The organism is Nonomuraea lactucae, from assembly GCF_003313395.1.
GTDB lineage: Bacteria > Actinomycetota > Actinomycetes > Streptosporangiales > Streptosporangiaceae > Nonomuraea > Nonomuraea lactucae.
Genome location: NZ_QNFZ01000284.1, coordinates 1 through 18,933, shown reverse-complemented (window position 1 = coordinate 18,933; position 18,933 = coordinate 1). Strand labels below are relative to the sequence as shown.

Genomic DNA, 18,933 nt, shown 5'->3' with positions numbered 1-18,933 from the left:
CGCCCGGGCGGGTCCCCGGCCTCCGGCTCGGGCGGGCCCCCGGCCTCCGGCTCGGGCGCGGACGCCGCCTGGAGGGGTGCGTCGCCGGCTCCCGTCCGGACGATGTCCAGCGAGCGGAAGGCCCGGCCGGCCACGGTCGAGTCGATGCGGACGCGTTCGAGGGGCCGGCCGTCGTGCTGCTGGCCGGGCAGGGGAACGAGGTACGTCTGCTGCAGGTCGGCCACGTACAGCACGGTGTCCGTGAAGCCGGCCAGCCTGGCGTGCCCGGAGACCAGGCCGGGCAGGTCCTCCAGAGAGGCGAGATGGTGGGCGGCGATCAGGCCCCCCAGCATCCGCTCGCCGTCACCGTCCACTGGCCCCGCTCCCTCGCCGTTCCTGAGGTCCTTTCTACCCGTCCGCGGGAGGTCCTGCCCAGGCCGCCGGCCGCCTGTCCCGGCGGGTCCGCCATCCGAAAGAAGCGGCAAAGAATGGACGTCGCTCGGTGGCGCCGGGGTCGGGTCGGTGCCGATGATGAAGCCGGGGGGTGATTCTCATGGAGAGTCACGAGCTTCGATGGGGTGGCATAGCCGGCGCCGCGTCCATGGTCGTGGGCATCGGCGGGCGGCTGGTGATGGGCAACGTGCCGAGCATCACCGAGTCCTCGACGACCATCGCCGGATACCTGGTCGCGTTCCGCACCCAGATCCTGCTGGCCGCGCTGCTGTACGCCATCGCCACGGTCCTGTTCCTGTGGTTCGGGGTGGCGCTGGCCACGGCCTTCCGGCGGGCCGACGAGTCCAGCGACCTGCCGGTGCTGGTGCTGGCCGGGTACGTGCTCGTCTCCGTGCTGGGTTTCGTCGGGATCTCGGTCTTCGCCGGCCTGACGTACGCCATGACCGAGCACCGGCCGCTGCAGGCCATCGCCGCGGGTCCGTACACGGCGCTGACCGCCATGAACGTGGTCGCCAACATCGCCGTGGCGGCGACGTTCGCGGCGACGGCGGTGGCGATCATGCGCACGCACGTGTTCCCGATGTGGCTGGGCTGGTTCGCCGCCGTCGTGGCGGTGGTGCGGCTGCTGGCCGCGTTCGCGATGGTCAACAGGGCGGGCGCGCTGGCGCCCGACGCGCCGCTGATGATCATCTTGCCGGGTGTGCTCACGATCGTGTGGGTGCTGGCGGCGAGCTGGCTGCTCATCCGCGAGCACCTGCCCGTCAAGGCGACCGGCGCGCGCCCCGTGCTCGGCCACTAGAGGCGAGGGGGTTCGTTCGGGGCGGCGGCCCTCCTCCGGTCCACGGCGACTACGGTGAACGGGAGAAGGTCATCATGCCGTGGAGATGGGGTGCCACATGTCGGATCTCGGAGGGCTCGGACGCCGGATCGCCGGGCGGCGCGAGGCGCTGGGCCTGACCCGCGAGGAGCTCGCCCAGCGTGCCGGCGTGGCCGAGGCGTACCTCGGCCACCTGGAGGATCAGTCCGAGAGCACGCTGCGGGAGGCCGCCGCCAAGCTGGCGCAGGCGCTGGACACGACGGTGGCGGAGCTGCTCGGGGAGGCGCCCTCCGGAGCGGGCGGCGCGGCGCCCGGCGCGGAGCTCGCGGAGCTCGATGAGGGTGAGGCCCTGGGCCTGATCGCCCCCGGCGGGGTGGGCCGGATCGCCTACGAGGGGCGCTTCGGCCCGACCGTGCTGCCCGTCAACTACCGCGTGGCCGGCGGCGCCATCGTCTTCCGCACCACCCTGGGCGGCTCCACGGACGCCGACCTGCGCACCGGGCTGGCGGGCGTCGAGTACAAGGTGGCGTTCGAGGTGGACCGGATCGAGGAGGACACCCGGACCGGGTGGAGCGTGCTCGTCCAGGGGGCGCTGCACCACGTCACCGACGAGGAGCTGGCCGAGGCGCGGGCGACGGGCGTCGAGCCGTGGGCCGGTGGCGACCGCAGGCAGTATCTCCGCATCACCCCGTCGCGCGTCACGGGACGCCGCATCGCCACCGGCTGAGCACCGCCCACCGCCACGGCGCGGACACCCGGCGAGCGCCGATCACCAGGCCGTTCGCCGAGCCATTCGGTCAGGGAAGCGAGGACCAAAGACCCTTTCTGGGCAAGGCGGAAGTCAAGGAGCCTGGCAGGGCGGACATGAAGGTCTCCTGAAGGGAAGGAACCTCGGATGGCTCCCGCTCCGCCCGCCCTGACAGGCACGCGCACCGCCTCGGCAATCATGGCGCTGATCCTCGCCACGACGGCGTTCGCCGTGAACTTCTGGGCCTGGGCGCTCCTGAGCCCGTTGGGGCCGGTCTACAAGGACCTGCTCGGGCTCAGCGCCTTCGCGGTGTCCGTCCTGGTCGCCGTGCCCGTGATCGTCGGGGCGCTGGGCCGCATGCTGCTCGGCGCGCTGACCGACCGGTACGGCGGGCGGCTGGTCTTCGGCGTCACCAGCCTGCTGGGCGTCCTCCCCGTCCTGTTCCTGGCCTTCGCTGAGAGCTACCCGGCGCTGCTGGCCGGTGGCCTGCTGCTGGGCATGACGGGCGCCACCTTCGCCATCGGCGTGCCGTTCGTCAACGCCTGGTTCCCGCCCGAGCGGCGCGGCCTGGCACTGGGGATCTTCGGCATGGGCAACATCGGCACCGCGATCTCCGGGTTCGTCACCCCCTGGCTGGCCGCCGAGTTCGGCCGTTCGGTGCCGTTCGTCATGGTCGCCCTGGCACTGGTGGCGGTCGGGCTGGCCTTCCTCACGCTGGGCCGGGACGCGCCCGGCGCGAAGGCGCCCGCCGAGCCGTTCCTGACGAGGTTCGCCGCCGCGGCCCGGCTGCGCGTCACCCGTGAGATGGCCGGGATGTACGCGCTGACGTTCGGCGGGTTCGTCGCGTTCGGCGTCTACCTGCCGCTGTACCTGAAGGCCGTCTACGGGCTGAGCGTCGCCGACGCGGCGGCGCGCGCCGCCGGGTTCGTGGTGCTGGCCACGCTGACCCGGCCGGTGGGCGGCTGGCTCGCCGACCGGCTGGGCGGCGAGCGGGTGCTGTGCTGGGTGCTGCTCGGGGTGTTCTGCTGCGCGATCGTCGTCTCGTTCGCGCCCGGCATGCCCCTCGCCACGGTCGGGTTCCTGGCCATGGCGGCGGCGCTGGGGCTGGGCAACGGCGCGGTCTTCGCGATCCTCGGCCGGGGTGTGCCCGTGCCGATGGTGGGCAGTGCCACAGGCGTGGTGGGGGCGGCCGGTGGCCTGGGCGGGTTCCTGCCCCCCATCGTGATGGGCCTGATCTACCAGGCCACCGGGTCGTACGCCATCGGCCTCATGCTGCTGGCGGCCATGGCGTTCGGCGCGTTCGTCTACTGCTGGTTCGTCCTGCGCCCCGCGGCCGGGACGGGCGAGCGGCCGTAGGGGGGATCGATGACCGCGTCCAAGGCCGTGACCGACGGGCCTCTCAGCGAGGCCCTGCTCAGGCTGGGCCGCCATCTGCGTCCCGGCCAGGTCTCCGGGGACCTCAGGGCGGTGTACCAGATCGGCGGGCGCGAGGGTGACGTCTTCTACCGCGACCGATGGAGCCACGACAAGGTGGTGCGCTCCACCCACGGGGTCAACTGCACCGGCTCGTGCTCCTGGAAGGTGTACGTCAAGGACGGCGTGATCACCTGGGAGGCGCAGCAGACCGACTACCCGAGCGTGGGCGGCGACCGCCCCGAGTACGAGCCGCGCGGCTGCCCGCGAGGGGCCGCGTTCTCCTGGTACACCTACTCGCCCACGCGGGTCCGCTTCCCGTACGCCCGCGGCGTGCTGGTGGAGATGTACCGGGAGGCCAGGGCGCGGCTCGGCGACCCGGTCGCGGCCTGGGCCGAGATCACCTCCGACCCGGCCAGGCGCCGCCGCTACCAGTCGGCCCGGGGCAAGGGCGGGCTCGTCCGCGTCACCTGGGACGAGGCCACCGAGATCATCGCGGCGGCGCACGTGCACACGATCAAGGAGTACGGGCCCGACCGGGTGGCCGGCTTCTCGCCGATCCCGGCCATGTCGATGGCCTCCCACGCCGTGGGCGCGCGGTTCGTCTCGCTGCTCGGCGGGGCGATGCTGTCGTTCTACGACTGGTACGCGGACCTGCCGGTGGCCTCGCCGCAGGTGTTCGGCGACCAGACGGACGTCCCGGAGTCGGCGGACTGGTGGGACGCCGCCTACCTCATGCTGTGGGGCTCGAACGTGCCGGTCACCCGCACGCCCGACGCCCACTACATGGCCGAGGCCCGCTACCGCGGCCAGAAGGTCGTCGTGCTCGCGCCCGACTACAACGACGCCGCCAAGTTCGCCGACGAGTGGCTGGCCCCGCATCCGGGCACCGACGGCGCGCTGGCCATGGCCATGGGGCACGTGATCCTCAAGGAGTTCTTCGCCGGGCGCGCGGTCCCCTACTTCACCGACTACGCCAAGCGCTACACCGACCTGCCGTTCCTGGTCCGGCTGCGCGAGCACGGCGACGCGTACGTGCCCGACAAGTTCCTCACGGCAGCCGATCTCGCGGCCGATCTCGCGGCCGATCTCGCGGCCGATCCCGGGCGGGACGGGGAGGAGGAGGCGGCGTTCGAGACGGTCCTGCTGGACGCGCGGACCGGTGAGCCGGTGGTGCCCAACGGCTCCCTCGGCTTCCGCTACTCCGAGCGCGGCGTGGGCCGCTGGAACCTCGACCTCGGCGACGTGGACCCGCTCCTCACCGTCCTCGGAGCCGGGCCCGGATCCGGAGAGGCCGTGACGGTCGCGCTGCCCCGCTTCGACGGGCACGCCGGGGGCGGCGAGGGCGGTGTGCTGGAGCGTGGCGTCCCGGTGCGGCGGGTCGGCGGCCACCTGGTCACCACCGTGTACGACCTCATGCTCGCCCAGTACGGCGTCGCCCGCGACGGGCTGCCCGGCCGCTGGCCGTCCGGCTACGACGACGCCGCCGAGCCGTACACTCCGGCCTGGCAGGAGGCGATCACGTCCGTCCCTGCCGCCGCGGCCGCGCGCATCGCCCGGGAGTTCGCCCGCAACGCCGAGGAGTCCCGCGGCCGATCCATGATCATCATGGGGGCGGGGACGAACCACTGGTTCCACTCCGACACCATCTACCGGTCGTTCCTGGCGCTCACCACGCTGACCGGCTGCCAGGGCGTCAACGGCGGCGGCTGGGCCCACTACGTCGGCCAGGAGAAGTGCCGGCCGATCACCGGCTGGGCGCAGCTCGCCTTCGGCCTGGACTGGTCGCGCCCGCCCCGGCAGATGATCGGCACCGCCTACTGGTACCTGCACACCGACCAGTGGCGCTACGACACCTACTCGGCCGACGTCGTCTCCTCGCCGCTCGGCCGGGGCACGTTCGCCGGCAGGGCCACCGCTGATCTGCTGGCGCAGTCGGCACGCCTCGGCTGGATGCCGTCCTACCCGACGTTCGACCGCAACCCGCTCGACCTGGCCGACGAGGCCGCGGCCGAGGGCGGGGAGGCGGGGCCGTACGTCGCCGAGCAGGTCGCCTCCGGCCGTCTCGGGTTCGCCTGCGAGGACCCCGACGCGCCCGCGAACTGGCCGCGCGTGCTGACCGTGTGGCGGGCCAACCTGCTCGGTTCCTCCGCCAAGGGCAACGAGTACTTCCTGCGCCACCTCCTGGGCACCGACTCGGCCGTGCGCGCCGAGGAGGCCGGCCCCGGGCAGCGGCCGGAGAGCCTCGCCTGGCCGGAGGAGGCGCCCAGGGGCAAGCTCGACCTGCTGCTCTCGCTGGACTTCCGGATGACCTCCACCACGCTGTTCTCCGACATCGTGCTGCCCGCCGCCACCTGGTACGAGAAGCACGACCTGTCGTCCACCGACATGCACCCGTTCGTGCACGCCTTCACCCCGGCGATCGACCCGCCCTGGCAGACCCGCACGGACTTCGCCGCCTTCCACGCCATCGCCCGCGCCTTCAGCGCCCTGGCCGCCACCCACCTGGGCACCCGTACGGACATCGTGGCCGTGCCGCTGCTGCACGACACGCCCGACGAGCTGGCCACCCCGCACGGCAGGGTCAGCGACTGGCGGGAGACGGGACGCCGCCCCACGCCGGGGCGCGACTTCCCCAAGCTGGTCACGGTCGAACGCGACTACGGGGCGGTCGCCGACAAGATGGCCGCCCTCGGCCCGCTGGCGGACCGGCTCGGCGCCACCACCAAGGGGCTGACGTTCGACGTCTCCGGCGAGATCGACCGGCTCGCCCGGACGAACGGCACGGCCAGGGACGGGCGGCCCTCGCTGGCCACGGACGTCGCCATGTGCGAGACCATCCTCGCTCTGTCCGGCACCACCAACGGGCGCCTGGCCGCCCAGGGTTTCGAGACGCTCGCCCGCCGTACCGGGACGTCCTTCGAGGGCCTGGCCGACGGGCACCGCCGCATCACGTTCGCCGACACCCAGACCCGGCCGGTCCCCGTGATCACCTCACCCGAGTGGTCGGGCAGCGAGACCGGCGGGCGGCGCTACTCCGCGTTCACCATCAACGTCGAGCACCGCAAACCCTGGCACACCCTCACCGGGCGCCAGCACTTCTACCTCGACCACGACTGGATCCACGAGGCCGGTGAGGCGCTGCCCGTCTACCGCCCGCCGCTGAACATGACCGCGATGTTCGGCGAACCCGGCGTGGGGGAGGGCGGCGCGAACGGCATCACCGTCCGCTACCTCACTCCGCACTCCAAGTGGTCCATCCACTCCGAGTATCAGGACAACCTGCTCATGCTCACCCTGTCGCGCGGCGGGCCGACCATCTGGATGAGCCCCGCCGACGCCACCAGGGCGGACATCCGCGACAACGACTGGGTGGAGGCGGTCAACCGCAACGGCGTCGTCGTCGCCCGCGCCGTCGTCTCCCACCGCATGCCCGAGGGGACCGTGTACATGTACCACGCCCAGGAGCGCGTCGTGGACGTGCCGAAGAGCGAGACCTCGGGGCGCCGCGGCGGCATCCACAACTCGCTCACCCGGCTGCTGGTCAAGCCCACGCACCTCATCGGCGGCTACGCCCAGCTCAGCTTCGCCTTCAACTACCTGGGGCCCACCGGCAACCAGCGAGACGAGGTGACGGTCATCCGCCGCCGCTCCCAGGAGGTGGACTACTGATGCGCGTCATGGCCCAGCTCGCCATGGTGATGAACCTGGACAAGTGCATCGGCTGCCACACCTGCTCGGTCACCTGCAAGCAGGCCTGGACCAACCGGTCCGGCACCGAGTACGTCTGGTTCAACAACGTCGAGACCCGCCCCGGGCAGGGCTATCCCCGCACCTACCAGGACCAGGACAAGTGGAAGGGCGGCTGGGAGCTCAACCGGCGCGGCCGGCTCCGGCTCAGGGCCGGCGGGCGGCTGCGCAAGCTGCTGACCATTTTCGCCAACCCGCTGATGCCGTCCATCCAGGACTACTACGAGCCCTGGACGTACGACTACGACCGGCTGTTCTCCGCCCCCCAGACCGAGGACACGCCCGTGGCCCGGCCCAGGTCGCTGATCAGCGGCCAGGACACGAAGATCACCTGGAGTGCCAACTGGGACGACAACCTCGCGGGCGCCCCCGAGCTGGCCCCCGCCGACCCGGTGCTGCGCAAGGTGTCGGACCAGGTGAGGCTGGAGTTCGAGCGTGCGTTCATGTTCTACCTGCCGCGCATCTGCGAGCACTGCCTCAACCCGTCGTGCGTGGCCTCCTGCCCGTCGGGCGCGATGTACAAGCGCGCCGAGGACGGGATCGTGCTCGTGGACCAGGAGCGCTGCCGCGGCTGGCGGATGTGCGTGACCGGGTGCCCGTACAAGAAGGTGTACTTCAACCACCGCACCGGCAAGGCCGAGAAGTGCACGTTCTGCTATCCGCGAGTCGAGGTGGGCATCCCCACCGTCTGCTCCGAGACCTGCGTGGGCCGCCTGCGCTACATCGGCCTCGTCCTGTACGACGCCGACCGCGTCGCCGAGGCCGCCGCCGTGCCCGATGAGCGGGAGCTGTACGAGGCGCAGCGCGGCGTGCTGCTGGACCCGCACGACCCCGGCGTGATCGCCGCGGCCCGCGCCGAGGGCGTCCCGGACGACTGGCTCGACGCGGCGCGCCGCTCCCCGATCCACAAGCTGATCTTCGAGTACGGCGTGGCGCTGCCCCTGCACCCCGAGTACCGCACGATGCCGATGGTCTGGTACATCCCCCCGCTGTCGCCCGTGGTGGACGTGCTGACCGGCACCGGCAACGACGGCGAGGACGCGGGCAACCTCTTCGGCGCGATCGACGCGCTGCGCATCCCGGTCGGCTACCTGGCCGAGCTGTTCACCGCGGGCGACCCCGAGCCCGTGCGCGCCGCTCTGCGCCGCCTGGCCGCCATGCGCTCCTACATGCGCCGCCTCAACCTCGGCCAGAGCCCCGACGAGTCGATCGCCACCGCCGCCGGGCTGACCGGCGAGCGGATCGAGGCCATGCACCGGCTGCTGGCCCTGGCCCCGTACGGCGAGCGCTACGTCATCCCGAAGGCCCACGCCGAGCAGGGCGCCCTCCTGGAGGAGGCGGCCACCGGGTGCAGCCTCGACTACGAGGGCGGCCCCGGCATGGGCGGCCCGTTCGGCGAGGCGTCCGGGACCCCCGCGCCCGTGGCCGTGGAGAACTTCCACGCGCTCAAGGACCGCCAGGAGACCGGCTCCCTGGTCGATCCGGCCGACCGGGAAGGCCGCGTCAACCTGCTCAACTGGGACGGCAAGGGACTGCCCGACGGGCTGTTCCCCCGCAAGCGCAAGGAGGACTCGTGAACGAGCGTGCCATCCACATGACGGCGTCGGTGCTGCTCAGCTACCCGGACGAACGGCTGGTCGACGCGCTGCCGCTGCTCACCATGACCGTGGACAGCATGCCGCCCGGCGAGGCGGTGACCCGCCTGCGAGCCTTCCTCGGGCACCTGGCCGCGACGCCGCTGCCGCGGCTGGCCGAGCAGTACGTGGGGACCTTCGACCTCGAACGCCGCTGCTGCCCGTACCTCACCTACTACACCTACGGCGACACCCGCAGGCGCGGCATGGCACTGCTGCGCTTCAAGCACGCCTTCCGCGAGGCCGGGTTCGAGCCCGCCGACGGGGAGCTGCCCGACCACCTCGCCGTCGTGTGCGAACTGTCCGCCCGCGGCGGCCTGGTGCAGGCCCGGCGGCTGCTGCGCGAGCACCGCCCGGGGCTGGAGACGCTCCACCAGGCGCTGCGCGCCAAGGGCTCGCCGTACGCCGACGTCGTCGCCGCCGTGCTCGCCACCCTTCCGCCCGCGACCTCGCGCGAGCGCGACCTCGCCTCGCGGCTGGCGCAGGAGGGGCCGCCGGCCGAGGCGGTCGGCCTCGAACCCTACGGCGGCGGTCCCCGGTGAACCCGCTGGACCTGCTGCTGTGGGTGGTCGCCCCGTACGTCGCTCTCACGATCTTCGTGCTCGGCCACGTCTGGCGCTACCGCTACGACAAGTTCGGCTGGACCACCCGTTCGTCCCAGCTGTACGAGTCGCGGCTGCTCCGGATCGGCAGCCCGCTGTTCCACTTCGGGATCCTCGTGGTGATCCTCGGCCACGTCGGCGGGCTGGTCATCCCCAAGGCGTGGACGGAGGCGGTGGGCGTCAGCGAGGACGCCTACCACGGGATGGCCGTCGTGCTGGGCACCATCGCCGGCGTGTGCACGCTCACCGGGCTGGCCATCCTGATCTACCGCCGCCGCACCGTGGGGCCGGTCTTCTCCGCCACCACCCGCAACGACAAGCTGATGTACGCCGTCCTCACCCTGGTCATCGTGCTCGGCCTGGCGGCGACGGTCGCCGCCAACGTGATCGGCGGGGGCTACGACTACCGCACGACCGTCTCGCCGTGGTTCCGGTCGATCTTCCTGCTGCGGCCGGAGCCCTCGCTGATGGCCGGGGCGCCGCCACTCTTCCAGCTGCACGCGCTGAGCGCGCTCGTGCTGTTCGCGATCTGGCCGTTCACCAGGCTGGTCCACATGCTCACGGCCCCGATCGGCTACCTCACGCGGCCGTACATCGTCTACCGGAGCAGGGATGCCGCGGCACGCCCGACCTCCTCCGGCCGGGGCGGTTTCTGACCCGGCAGCTTGTGATCGGGCAGCTTGTGATCGGGCAGCTTGTGATCGGGCCGCTTGTGATCGGGCCGCTTGTGATCGGGCCGCTTGTGATCCGGTCGCGCGGGGCCACGGAAAGGGACCAACGGCCCCCGCCTCGGGGACTTCCTGCTCGGGCGTCCGACCGGCCGGTCGGCCAGGCTGAAGGTGGAAGCCCCGAGAGGTGGAGGCGGTGGCGTGATGGCCGGAGTGATCGTGGTCGGAGTGGACGGATCCGTGTCCGCGGGCGCGGCGGTCGACTGGGCCGCGGCCGACGCGCGGCGACGCGGGCTCGGCCTGCGGCTCGTCCACGTGTGCGAGCAGTGGGCGAGCACCGTCGGCGGGACGGAATACTGCGCCGGGACGCTGGAGGCCGCCGCCGACCGGGCGCGCGAGCTCGCGCCCGGTGCCGAGGTGACCACCCGGATCCTCGCCGGCGGCGTCGTGGACACGCTGGTGGGCGAGTCGGTGACGGCCGACAGCGTGGTGGTGGGCAGCAGGGGGCTGGGCGGGTTCGCCGGGATGGTGGTCGGGTCGGTCGGGCTGGCCCTGGCCGGGCACGCCGCCGGGCCGGTCGTGGTCGTGCGCGGGACGTCCGTGGTGCAGCACGGCCAGATCGTCGTCGGCTACGACGGGTCGGAGCACTCGCGGGCCGCCATGGAGTACGCCATCGAGCAGGCCCGTGCCCGCGACGCTCAGCTGTACGTGGCCTACGCCTATCAGATGCCGCTGTTCTCGCCGTACGCGGCGGCCTACGGCAGCCTGCTCCAGGAGGCGTACGAGCAGGAGGTGCGCGTGGCCCGCGAGCGCGTCGTGCCCTGGCGCGAGCGGAACCCGGACGTGCGCATCGTGGACGAGCAGGTGTGCGAGCACCCGGTGTCGGCGCTGATGAAGGCGTCCGGATCGGCGGATCTGGTGGTGGTCGGCTCGCGCGGGCGGGGCGGGTTCGCCTCGGCGGTCCTGGGATCGGTCAGCCACGGGGTGCTGCACCACGTGACCTGCCCGGTCGCGGTGGTACGGCCACGAGGCGTCCGTCCGGAGCCGTCCGGAGAGCGGGCCGGCGCGGAGGAGTCGAGGAGGTCGTCATGAACGCCGAGTCCATGAACGCCGAGTCCATGAACGCCGAGTCCATGAACGCCGAGTCCATGAACGCCGGGTCAAACGCCGGGTCCCAAGCCGGGTCCCAAGCGGGGTCCACGAGCATCGGGTCGCTGACGGCCGAGCACGTCATGAGCCGGATCGTGGTGGCGGTCAGGCCGGAGGAGTCGCCCCTGATGGCCTGGGAGCTGATGCGCCGCGCCGGGGTGCACCACCTGCCGATCGTCGAGGGGCGGCACGTGCTGGGCGTCCTGTCCAGGGAGGACGTCGCGGCGTCCTGGTCGGGCGGGCCGCAGGAGCAGTCGTCGCGCCAGGTCCGCTCGCTCCTCGGCAACGAGCCGCGGCCCCGGGTACGGCCCGAGGACCCCCTGGCGAGGGTCGCGGGCGTGATGGTGGACACCGGGCGCGACGCCGTACCGGTGGTCTCCTGCCACGGCCTCGTCGGGCTCATCACCGCCCGGGACGTGCTGGGCGCCGTCGCCGGCCGTACACCCCATCACGACAGGCCGGGCGAGGTGGTCACCGGCATGTTCCACCTGGAGCCTGTCCTGCCCCCGGAGACCTGACCGTCCGCAGCGTTCCCCTGTTCCCTCCCAGGTCCGTCCGTCCCCGCGGGCCCGGGGCGGAGCCGGGGTCCGGGCCGAAGGTCCCGGCGCGAAGGGCCGTTCGGCTCGCGCGTGCCCACGCCTGTGGGTGATCTGGTTGGGATGTGGACGCCCCCATGTACGCCCCTCCCGGGCTCAGCGACGCCGACGCCGCCCGCCTGCTCGCCGGGAACCTGGCCGAGATCTTCCTCGTGCTGGTGGGCCTGTTCGCCTGGCCGGACCTGGTCATCCCCCTGCTCCCGGTGCAACTGCTCTGGATCAACCTGGTGCTCGACGGCATCCCGGCCATCGCCCTCGGCGTCGACAAGGCCCCAGGCGATCCCTCGCCACCCGGCCCGCCCGCAACGGGCTGCTGTCGAGCCGGGTGCTGGGCCGCATCGCGGTCCGGTCGCTGATCGTCGGGCTGCTCGTGTTCGCGGCCGTGGAGGTGGCCAGGCGGCTCGGGTGGGACGAGACCCAGGTACGGACGCAGGCCGTGCTCTCCCTGGTCTTCGCCCGGCTGACGCTGGCGTACGTGGCGCGGGCCCGGCGGTGGACGTTCGAGCGGGGCTGGTGGCGCGGCCGGGCGGTGATGGTGGCCGTGGCGGGCACGGCGGCGCTGCAGGCCCTGGTGACGCTGGTGCCGCCGCTCGGCCTGCTCCTCTCCATGGCGCCGATCCCGCCGGTGGGCTGGGCCATGGCGCTGGGGGCCGTCCTGCTGACGCCGTTCCTGTGCGACCTGGCGAGCTGGGCCGCCCGCACGCCCACGGGCGGCGGTGGTGGCGAGCAGGAAGGGATGGGCGCCGCCGGGCGGGGCCACGATGGTGGGAGGTGAGGTCCCTCCGGAGCGGGCGGGGCGGAACGGCGGGGCCGGAGTGGCGAGGGGTGTTACGGAGGGCCTGGATGGGGTGGTCAGGGATGTTCTGGGTGACCTGGATGGGGTGGTCTGGGATGTTCTGGGGTGGCTGTTTCCGGGGTGGAGGGGTACGGCCGGGCGGTGGATGTGGGGTCGCGCGACGTCCGGAATTCCCCGGGGCCGAGCAGCCGGTCCGGGAGGAAGACCATGGCGGTCAGCCCGGCCGGGCCGTGCCGGCGCAGCCGTACCCGGATGCCGTGCCGCTGGGCCAGCCTGGCCACCACGAACAGGCCCATGCGCCGCGAGACCGACACGTCCACGCTGGGCGCGTCGGCCAGCCGCTCGTTGGCCCGTTCCAGTTCCTCCGGCGTCATGCCGATGCCGGTGTCGGTGACCGACAGCAGCACGCCGCTGCCGCCGGGGATCGTGCTGCAGGATACGGTGACGCGGGAGTCGCGCGGCGAGAACGACAGCGCGTTCTCGATCAGCTCGGCGAGCAAGTGGACGACGTCGTTGACGGCCTCCCCGGCGATCGAGGCGTTGTCGGCGACGAAGGGCACGACGCGTTCGAAGTCCTCGACCTCGGACACGGCGGCGCGCGCGACGTCCAGCAGGTTCACGGGCCGGTGCCAGCGCCTGGACGGCTCCTGCCCGGCCAGGACCAGCAGGCTCTCGCTGTTGCGCCGCATCCGGGTGGCGAGGTGGTCGAGCCTGAACAGGTCGCCGAGCCGCCGATCGTCGCACTCGCCGCGCTCCAGACCGTCGATGAGCCTGATCTGGCGCTCGACCAGCGCCTGGCTACGGCGTGACAGGTTCACGAACATGGCGTTGACGTTGGCGCGCAACTTCGACTCCTCGCCCGCCAGCCGTACCGCCTCGCGGTGGACCTCGTCGAACGCCCGCGCCACCTCGCCCACCTCGTCCCGCGAGTCGACGCCGATCGGCGGCACGTCGAGCGCCGACTCGTCGCCGCTCTCGCGCAGCGCGCGGACGGTCTCCGGCAGGCGTTCCCAGGCGATCCGCAGCGCCTCGGTGCGCAGCCTGCGCAGCGGCCCGACCAGCGAGCGGGCCATCACGACGGTGACGTAGAGGACCAGGAGGAGCAGCAGGGCGCTGCCGACGGCGGCCAGCAGGGCGTCGCGGCAGGCCGCGTCCTGCAGTGCCCGGCTCCGCACGGTGATCGACTCCGTCATCCGCCTCTCCACCGTGCGCATCCCGTCGACGGTGCCGCTCATCGCCGCGAACCAGCGGTCGGCGTCCCCGCGGCCGTCCGGGTCGATGTCGAGCGGGGCGCCCTCCTTGTCCTGGGCGAGCGCGCGGAGCCGGAACGACTCGGCCCGGTCGACGAGTGTCCCCGTGACGGTGTCGTCGTAGAGCTGCGCCTCGTCCAGCGTCGCCACGGACTTGAACACCGCGACCTCGCTCTCCTGCTGGGCGCGGGAGGCCATGAACCTGTCGAGCTCGCCGGTCTGGAAGCGGCGCGCCGAGGCGGCGCCCGCGAGCAGGGCGCGCTGCCGCGAGGCGGCGTCCTTGGCCTTGGCCAGCGCGCTGAGCGAGCGGACGCCGTCGCCGATCGTCTCGTCCTCCACGCCCTGGCTGATGTGCACGTGGAACTGCTCGAAGGTGGTGGTGATCTGGGAGTACTTGGTCAGCGTGGGCAGCGCGAGCAGCTGGGAGCCGATCACGGTCTCGCGGATGGCGCCGATCTCGGGGAGGCGGCCGAGGAGTTGCTGGGTGACGTACCACGCGCCGTCGCCGTGCTCCGGGGTGATCGGCGCGGCCTTCAGCCTGACCGTCACCACCGCCGCGTCCACCGGGCCGAACCCCGCGCGCAGCGCCGCCTCGCGTCCGCGCTTCCGGCCGGCCGCCACGTAGAACACGGCCCGGTCCCGTTCGAGGGCGAGCCGGTGGGTCAGTTCGCTGATCGCGGCGCTCAGCTCCGCCTTCTCCAGTACGCGCTGGTAGTCGCCGGCCCGGCCGATCGACGCGACGATCTGCAGGGCGCCGACCATGACGCCGACGGAGGTGGGGATGACGATGAGAGCGAGCAGGCGCGATCTCACCCGCCAGTCGCGTAACCGGAATCGCCCACCATTAGCGGGTTTCGTCCTGTTGTGTGGCTTGTGTGGCGCATTTCCGAGAAATCGCGTGGATGGACGGAAGTCCGGGATGTCCATAGTGGGTCGTTTCCGCACTGGCTCCACTCTCTCGCGTAAATGCCTCGCATCATGCGAGGCAGGTATGCGCGCCTGGGGCAGAGGGAAATTTGAGCACATACTGAGCAGTGAGGCCAAACCGCGGAATTAGTTGGTGCGGTAACCGTCCAATTAAAGGCCGTCTCTATATAAATGGGGGTATTTGTGGCAATAGGCGCCGGAACTCAGGTACGATCACCGCCTGTCCGCGCGGGCGCCCGCTCCGCACAGGCTGGGTGCGCGGTCCCGATGCTTGAATCCCCGAGGAGACTCATGAAGTTGGGGCCGAACATCCGCGCGTCCTTGCCTGTCATCCTGGTGGCCGTGTCGCTCGCGGCATGCACGGGCACCGGCTCCGGCGTCGCGGGAGGGCCCGTCCCGGCCGGGGCGGGGGGACGGCTGGAGAAGACCACCCTGAACGTCGGCATCACCCCCACCCCGTCGTCGGCCCCGCTCTTCATCGCCATCAGGAGGGGCTTCTTCAGGGAGGAGGGCCTGACGGTCACCACGGAACTCATGCAGGCGCCGCAGTCCGTGATGCCGAAGATCAAGAACGGTAGCATGGACGTGTTCAAGGGCAGCTACGTCTCCCTGATCAACATCCAGGACAGCGGCGCGGAGAGAGTCAAAATCATCGCGGACACCCTGCAGGGAGCGCCCGGCATCGCCGGCGTGGTCGTCGCGAAGAACTCCCCCCTCCAGAGCCCCAAGGACCTCAAGGACCGGACGATCGCCGTCAACTCCCTCCACAACCTCGGCACCCTGTCCATGAGCGCGCACCTGCGGATCCACGGCCTGACCCCCCGGGACGTCAGGTTCGTCGCCATCGACTTCCAGGCCCAGTTCGCCGCTCTCACCGTCGGCCAGGTGGACGCCGCGTGGATGGTGGAGCCGTTCCTGTCGGCCGCGCAGCAGGCCGGAGCGCGGCTGCTCATCGACACCAACACCGGGCCGACGGACGCGTTGCCGATCGACGGCTGGGCCACCACCGAAGACTGGGTGCGCAGGCATCCCGCGACCACCGCCGCCTTCCAGCGCGCTGTGGCGAGGGCACAGCGCGTGATCGCGACCGACCGCGCCGCCCTGGCCGAGGTGGTCCACCTCTACACCCAGACCCGCAGGCAGACAGTCATGACCATGGCGATGGGGACCTTCCCCACCTCGCTCAACGCGACGCGCATCCAGCGGGTGGCCGACCTCATGAACGAGTTCGGCTACCTCAAGACGGAGGTCGACGTCGGCTCCATGGTGTTCACCGGCTCAGGTCAGTAGTCAGGGAGAGACAGGAACATGATGTTCACACGTGCCTTCGCCGCCGGGCTCGCGATCACGTTGGGCCTCGCCGCGTGCGGCGGCCCGGCCCCCGCCGGGAGCGCGGCGCCGGCCAGGAGCGGAGCGCTGGAGAAGACGGAGCTCACCGTCGGCGTGGTGCCCGTCCCGTCCTCCGCGCCGCTGTACATCGCGCAGAAGAGGGGCTTCTTCAAGGAGGAGGGCCTCACGGTCAAGCCCGAGATCATCCAGGCCCCGCAGGCGGTGCTGCCGAAGATCATCAACGGCAGCATCGACGCCTTCCTCACCAGCTACGTCTCGCTCCTGACGATCAACGACTCGGGCGCTGTCAAGCTCAAGCTGTTCCAGCACGGCCAGGAGGCCGCCCCCGGCATCGCCGGCGTGGTGGTGCCCAAGGGTTCGCCGGTCAAGACCGTCAAGGACCTCAAGGGCAAGACCATCGCCGTCAACGTGCTCAAGGCGCTCGGCCAGACCGTCACCAACGCCCACCTGGAGCAGGCCGGGCTCACGCCGCAGGACGTCAAGTTCGTCGCCGTGCCGTTCGCCGACCAGCTCGGCGCCCTGTCGTCGGGCAGGGTGGACGCGGCCTGGCTGGTGGAGCCGTTCCTCACCGCCGCCAGGACGCAGCTCGGAGCCACCGAGGTGATCGACACCATGAGCGGCCCGACCGCGGGCATCCCCGTGGACGGCTGGGGCGTGACCGAGACGTGGCTGAAGAAGTACCCCAACACCGCCAGGGCGTTCCACCGCGCGATGGCCAGGGCGCAGCTCCTCGCGGGCAGCGACCGGAGCGCCGTCAACGAGGTCATCCCCACCTACACGCAGATCCCCGCCGAGGCGGCGGCCGCGATGAAGCTGGGCGTCTTCTCGATGGAGGTCGACAAGGCCAAGCTGCAGAGACTGGCCGACATGCTGGCCGGCTACGGCTACCTGAAGGCCAAGCCCGACGTGACCCAGCAGATCTCGCCCACCCTCGGATGAGTCCCACCGCGATCCGGCGGGGAACCCTGGGCGCCGCCGGCGTCCTCGGGTTCCTCGCCCTCCTCGAGGCCGCGGGGCGCCTCGGGATCATCGACCGGAACGTGCTGCCGTACGTCTCGACGGTGCTCGCCACGGCGGCCGAACTGGCCGCCGACGACGAGTTCCGGCGGCACGTGCTCGCCACGCTGACCGCCTGCGCGGCCGGGCTGCTGATCGCCGTCGCCGTCGCCGTCCCGGCCGGGCTGCTGCTCGGCGCGGTGCCGGTCGTGGAAAGATCCGTGCGCCCGCTGGTGGAGTTCCTGCGCCCGATCCCCTCGGTGGCGCTGATCCCGCTGGCCCTGTTCCTGTTCTACGACAGCGCCGACGCCAAGACCGCGCTGATCGTCTACACCTGCGCGTGGCCACTGCTGATCCAGACCATGTACGGCCTGGCCGACGTCGATCCGCTGGCCAAGGAGACGCTGCGCGGCTTCGGTTTCGGCGCCACGGCCGTGCTGCTCCGGGTGTCGCTGCCCAGCGCCGCGCCGTTCATCGCGACCGGCGTACGGGTCGCCGTCGGCGTCACCCTGATCGTGGCCGTCAGCGTGGAGATCATCACGGGCGGAGGGGGCGGCATCGGCCACTACCTCGTCCAGGCGGGCAGCGCCAACCGGGCCGACCGGGTTCTCGCCGCCGTCGTGTGGGCGGGGCTGCTCGGGCTGGCCGCGAACCTGCTGTTCACGGCCGGGGAGCGGCGGCTGTTCCGCTGGCACCGGGAACGGACCGGGGAGGCGGCATGACGGCCTTCCTGAACAGGGCGCGCTGGTACTGGCTGCTGCCCGTGGCGGCCGTGCTGTGGGAGGCGGCGGCCCGTCGCGCCGGGACCCCCTACTTCCCGCCGCCGAGCGTGATCGTGGTCAAGCTGCACGAGCTGTGGTTCTCCGGGCCGCCCGGCAGCCTGTTCCTGACGCCGGCGGCCGTCGGCGACCTGCTGCCCAGCCTCGGCAGGCTGTTCGCCGGCTGGGCCGTGGCCTCGCTCGCGGGCGTCGCGCTCGGCCTGGCCATGGGCCGCTCGCGGTCGCTGTCGGCGCTGGTGGAGCCGCTGCTGCACTTCGGCCGCTCGGTGCCGCCCACGGCGCTGCTGCCGGTCTTCCTCCTGCTCTTCGAGATCGGCACGCCGTTGCAGCTCGCGGCGATCGTGTACGGCGTCGTCTGGCCGGTGCTGATCAACTCCATGGACGGCGGGCGGCACGTGGACCGCCAGTATCTGGAGACCGGGCAGGTGTTCCGGGTCGCCGCCGGGGTCCGGCTGGCCAGGATCATCCTGCCGGCCGCCGCGCCGAAGATCTTCGCCGGGCTGCGGATCAGCGTCTCGCTGGCGCTGATCATGATGGTCGTCTCCGAGCTGTACGGCAGCACCGAGGGCATCGGGCACCGCATGCTGGAGGCGCAGGGCCAGGTGGACATCCCGGTCATGTGGGCGGGCATCGTGCTGCTCGGCCTCCTGGGCGTGCTCCTGAACGTCGCCTTCGTGGCGGTGGAGCGCCGCCTGCTGAGCTGGCACGCGAGCGCCCGCCGGAGCGAGGCCTGACGTCCCGCCCCTCAGCCGTGCAGCCGCTCGATGGCCTCCGCCTGCCTGGCCGCGAACCAGGCCCTGTCCCGCACCGTCCCGTCCGCACCGCCGGTTCCGCCGGAGTCACGGGAGCCGCCGGAGCCGTCCGACCCGTCTGTCCCGCCCGCGGACGCGGCAAGGCCGCCGGGCCGGTCCACGTCGTGCCGCCCGTACTCCTCGGCCCACAGCCGGGTCTTGACCCGGCTCAGCAGGTTGCCCAGGCCGGGCCTGCGGCGCGCGCGGCGCAGCGCGGCCAGGTCCAGCTCGGCGG

General features: G+C 72.2%; 17 protein-coding genes and 1 pseudogene. 15 read left to right on the top strand and 3 right to left on the bottom strand.

Annotated elements, in window-relative coordinates; genetic code table 11:
* Window positions 1–353 (bottom strand): annotated as a pseudogene (locus tag DQW85_RS19325) (PP2C family protein-serine/threonine phosphatase); the annotation flags it as partial.
* A gap of 179 nt (window positions 354–532) precedes the next feature.
* On the opposite strand from DQW85_RS19325, the gene DQW85_RS19320 reads away from it, so the two are divergent.
* From DQW85_RS19320 to DQW85_RS46925, 11 genes are all read left to right on the top strand, one after another.
* On the top strand, window positions 533–1,231 hold the full coding sequence (locus DQW85_RS19320) for a hypothetical protein (protein ID WP_113701697.1): 699 nt from the start codon (window positions 533–535) through the stop codon (window positions 1,229–1,231).
* 97 nt (window positions 1,232–1,328) lie between these two features.
* A complete protein-coding gene (locus tag DQW85_RS19315; RefSeq protein WP_240197287.1) occupies window positions 1,329–1,976 on the top strand; it encodes a helix-turn-helix domain-containing protein in 648 nt (215 codons plus the stop codon).
* A 168-nt stretch (window positions 1,977–2,144) separates the two neighbouring features.
* Window positions 2,145–3,353, top strand: coding sequence for an MFS transporter (locus DQW85_RS19310; RefSeq protein WP_113701696.1), 1,209 nt, complete (start codon window positions 2,145–2,147; stop codon window positions 3,351–3,353).
* Between the two features lie 9 nt (window positions 3,354–3,362).
* Window positions 3,363–7,082 (top strand): nitrate reductase subunit alpha, encoded by a 3,720-nt coding sequence (locus DQW85_RS19305; protein WP_113701695.1) that lies wholly within the window; start codon window positions 3,363–3,365, stop codon window positions 7,080–7,082.
* The gene (narH, locus tag DQW85_RS19300) at window positions 7,082–8,737 is read left to right on the top strand and encodes a nitrate reductase subunit beta (RefSeq protein ID WP_113701694.1); all 1,656 of its coding nucleotides are present in this window, start codon (window positions 7,082–7,084) and stop codon (window positions 8,735–8,737) included. The genes DQW85_RS19305 and narH overlap by 1 nt, the downstream gene beginning before the upstream one ends.
* The gene (narJ, locus tag DQW85_RS19295; protein ID WP_240197286.1) at window positions 8,734–9,336 is read left to right on the top strand and encodes a nitrate reductase molybdenum cofactor assembly chaperone; all 603 of its coding nucleotides are present in this window, start codon (window positions 8,734–8,736) and stop codon (window positions 9,334–9,336) included. Before narH ends, narJ begins: the two co-directional genes overlap by 4 nt.
* A complete protein-coding gene (gene narI, locus DQW85_RS19290; RefSeq protein ID WP_113701693.1) occupies window positions 9,333–10,052 on the top strand; it encodes a respiratory nitrate reductase subunit gamma in 720 nt (239 codons plus the stop codon). The genes narJ and narI overlap by 4 nt, the downstream gene beginning before the upstream one ends.
* A 216-nt stretch (window positions 10,053–10,268) precedes the next feature.
* Complete coding sequence (locus DQW85_RS19280) at window positions 10,269–11,156, top strand: universal stress protein (RefSeq protein WP_113701691.1); 888 nt, start codon at window positions 10,269–10,271, stop codon at window positions 11,154–11,156.
* Window positions 11,153–11,731, top strand: coding sequence for a CBS domain-containing protein (locus tag DQW85_RS19275; RefSeq protein WP_240197285.1), 579 nt, complete (start codon window positions 11,153–11,155; stop codon window positions 11,729–11,731). Before DQW85_RS19280 ends, DQW85_RS19275 begins: the two co-directional genes overlap by 4 nt.
* A 155-nt stretch (window positions 11,732–11,886) precedes the next feature.
* Window positions 11,887–12,165 (top strand): cation transporting ATPase C-terminal domain-containing protein, encoded by a 279-nt coding sequence (locus DQW85_RS46930; protein WP_240197284.1) that lies wholly within the window; start codon window positions 11,887–11,889, stop codon window positions 12,163–12,165.
* Window positions 12,135–12,584 carry a cation transporting ATPase C-terminal domain-containing protein gene (locus tag DQW85_RS46925; RefSeq protein ID WP_240197283.1) on the top strand — a complete coding sequence of 150 codons (450 nt, stop codon included), beginning with the start codon at window positions 12,135–12,137 and terminating at the stop codon, window positions 12,582–12,584. The genes DQW85_RS46930 and DQW85_RS46925 overlap by 31 nt, the downstream gene beginning before the upstream one ends.
* A gap of 77 nt (window positions 12,585–12,661) precedes the next feature.
* On the opposite strand, the gene DQW85_RS19265 is transcribed toward DQW85_RS46925, so the two are convergent.
* Complete coding sequence (locus tag DQW85_RS19265; RefSeq protein ID WP_162795119.1) at window positions 12,662–14,668, bottom strand: sensor histidine kinase; 2,007 nt, start codon at window positions 14,666–14,668, stop codon at window positions 12,662–12,664.
* Between the two features lie 405 nt (window positions 14,669–15,073).
* On the opposite strand from DQW85_RS19265, the gene DQW85_RS19260 reads away from it, so the two are divergent.
* The 4 genes from DQW85_RS19260 to DQW85_RS19245 are packed head-to-tail and all read left to right on the top strand — an operon-like array spanning window position 15,074 to window position 18,641.
* Window positions 15,074–16,072 carry an ABC transporter substrate-binding protein gene (locus DQW85_RS19260; protein WP_162795118.1) on the top strand — a complete coding sequence of 333 codons (999 nt, stop codon included), beginning with the start codon at window positions 15,074–15,076 and terminating at the stop codon, window positions 16,070–16,072.
* Between the two features lie 18 nt (window positions 16,073–16,090).
* Window positions 16,091–17,071, top strand: coding sequence for an ABC transporter substrate-binding protein (locus tag DQW85_RS19255; protein WP_113701688.1), 981 nt, complete (start codon window positions 16,091–16,093; stop codon window positions 17,069–17,071).
* Window positions 17,068–17,850 (top strand): ABC transporter permease, encoded by a 783-nt coding sequence (locus DQW85_RS19250; RefSeq protein WP_113701687.1) that lies wholly within the window; start codon window positions 17,068–17,070, stop codon window positions 17,848–17,850. The genes DQW85_RS19255 and DQW85_RS19250 overlap by 4 nt, the downstream gene beginning before the upstream one ends.
* Entirely contained in the window at window positions 17,847–18,641 is a 795-nt protein-coding gene (locus DQW85_RS19245) for an ABC transporter permease (RefSeq protein ID WP_205315236.1), read from the top strand. The genes DQW85_RS19250 and DQW85_RS19245 overlap by 4 nt, the downstream gene beginning before the upstream one ends.
* 11 nt (window positions 18,642–18,652) lie before the next feature.
* On the opposite strand, the gene DQW85_RS19240 is transcribed toward DQW85_RS19245, so the two are convergent.
* Window positions 18,653–18,933, bottom strand: a 281-nt coding sequence (locus DQW85_RS19240) for a hypothetical protein (RefSeq protein ID WP_205315235.1), incomplete at its 5' end; no start/stop codon positions are given.

Coding starts and splice junctions, on each gene's coding strand:
- DQW85_RS19320 (WP_113701697.1), top strand. CDS start 533: ATGGAGAGTCACGAGCTTCGATGGGGTGGCATAGCCGGCGCCGCGTCC.
- DQW85_RS19315 (WP_240197287.1), top strand. CDS start 1,329: ATGTCGGATCTCGGAGGGCTCGGACGCCGGATCGCCGGGCGGCGCGAG.
- DQW85_RS19310 (WP_113701696.1), top strand. CDS start 2,145: ATGGCTCCCGCTCCGCCCGCCCTGACAGGCACGCGCACCGCCTCGGCA.
- DQW85_RS19305 (WP_113701695.1), top strand. CDS start 3,363: ATGACCGCGTCCAAGGCCGTGACCGACGGGCCTCTCAGCGAGGCCCTG.
- narH (WP_113701694.1), top strand. CDS start 7,082: ATGCGCGTCATGGCCCAGCTCGCCATGGTGATGAACCTGGACAAGTGC.
- DQW85_RS19280 (WP_113701691.1), top strand. CDS start 10,269: ATGGCCGGAGTGATCGTGGTCGGAGTGGACGGATCCGTGTCCGCGGGC.
- DQW85_RS19275 (WP_240197285.1), top strand. CDS start 11,153: ATGAACGCCGAGTCCATGAACGCCGAGTCCATGAACGCCGAGTCCATG.
- DQW85_RS46930 (WP_240197284.1), top strand. CDS start 11,887: ATGTACGCCCCTCCCGGGCTCAGCGACGCCGACGCCGCCCGCCTGCTC.
- DQW85_RS19260 (WP_162795118.1), top strand. CDS start 15,074: ATGAAGTTGGGGCCGAACATCCGCGCGTCCTTGCCTGTCATCCTGGTG.
- DQW85_RS19255 (WP_113701688.1), top strand. CDS start 16,091: ATGATGTTCACACGTGCCTTCGCCGCCGGGCTCGCGATCACGTTGGGC.
- DQW85_RS19250 (WP_113701687.1), top strand. CDS start 17,068: ATGAGTCCCACCGCGATCCGGCGGGGAACCCTGGGCGCCGCCGGCGTC.
- DQW85_RS19245 (WP_205315236.1), top strand. CDS start 17,847: ATGACGGCCTTCCTGAACAGGGCGCGCTGGTACTGGCTGCTGCCCGTG.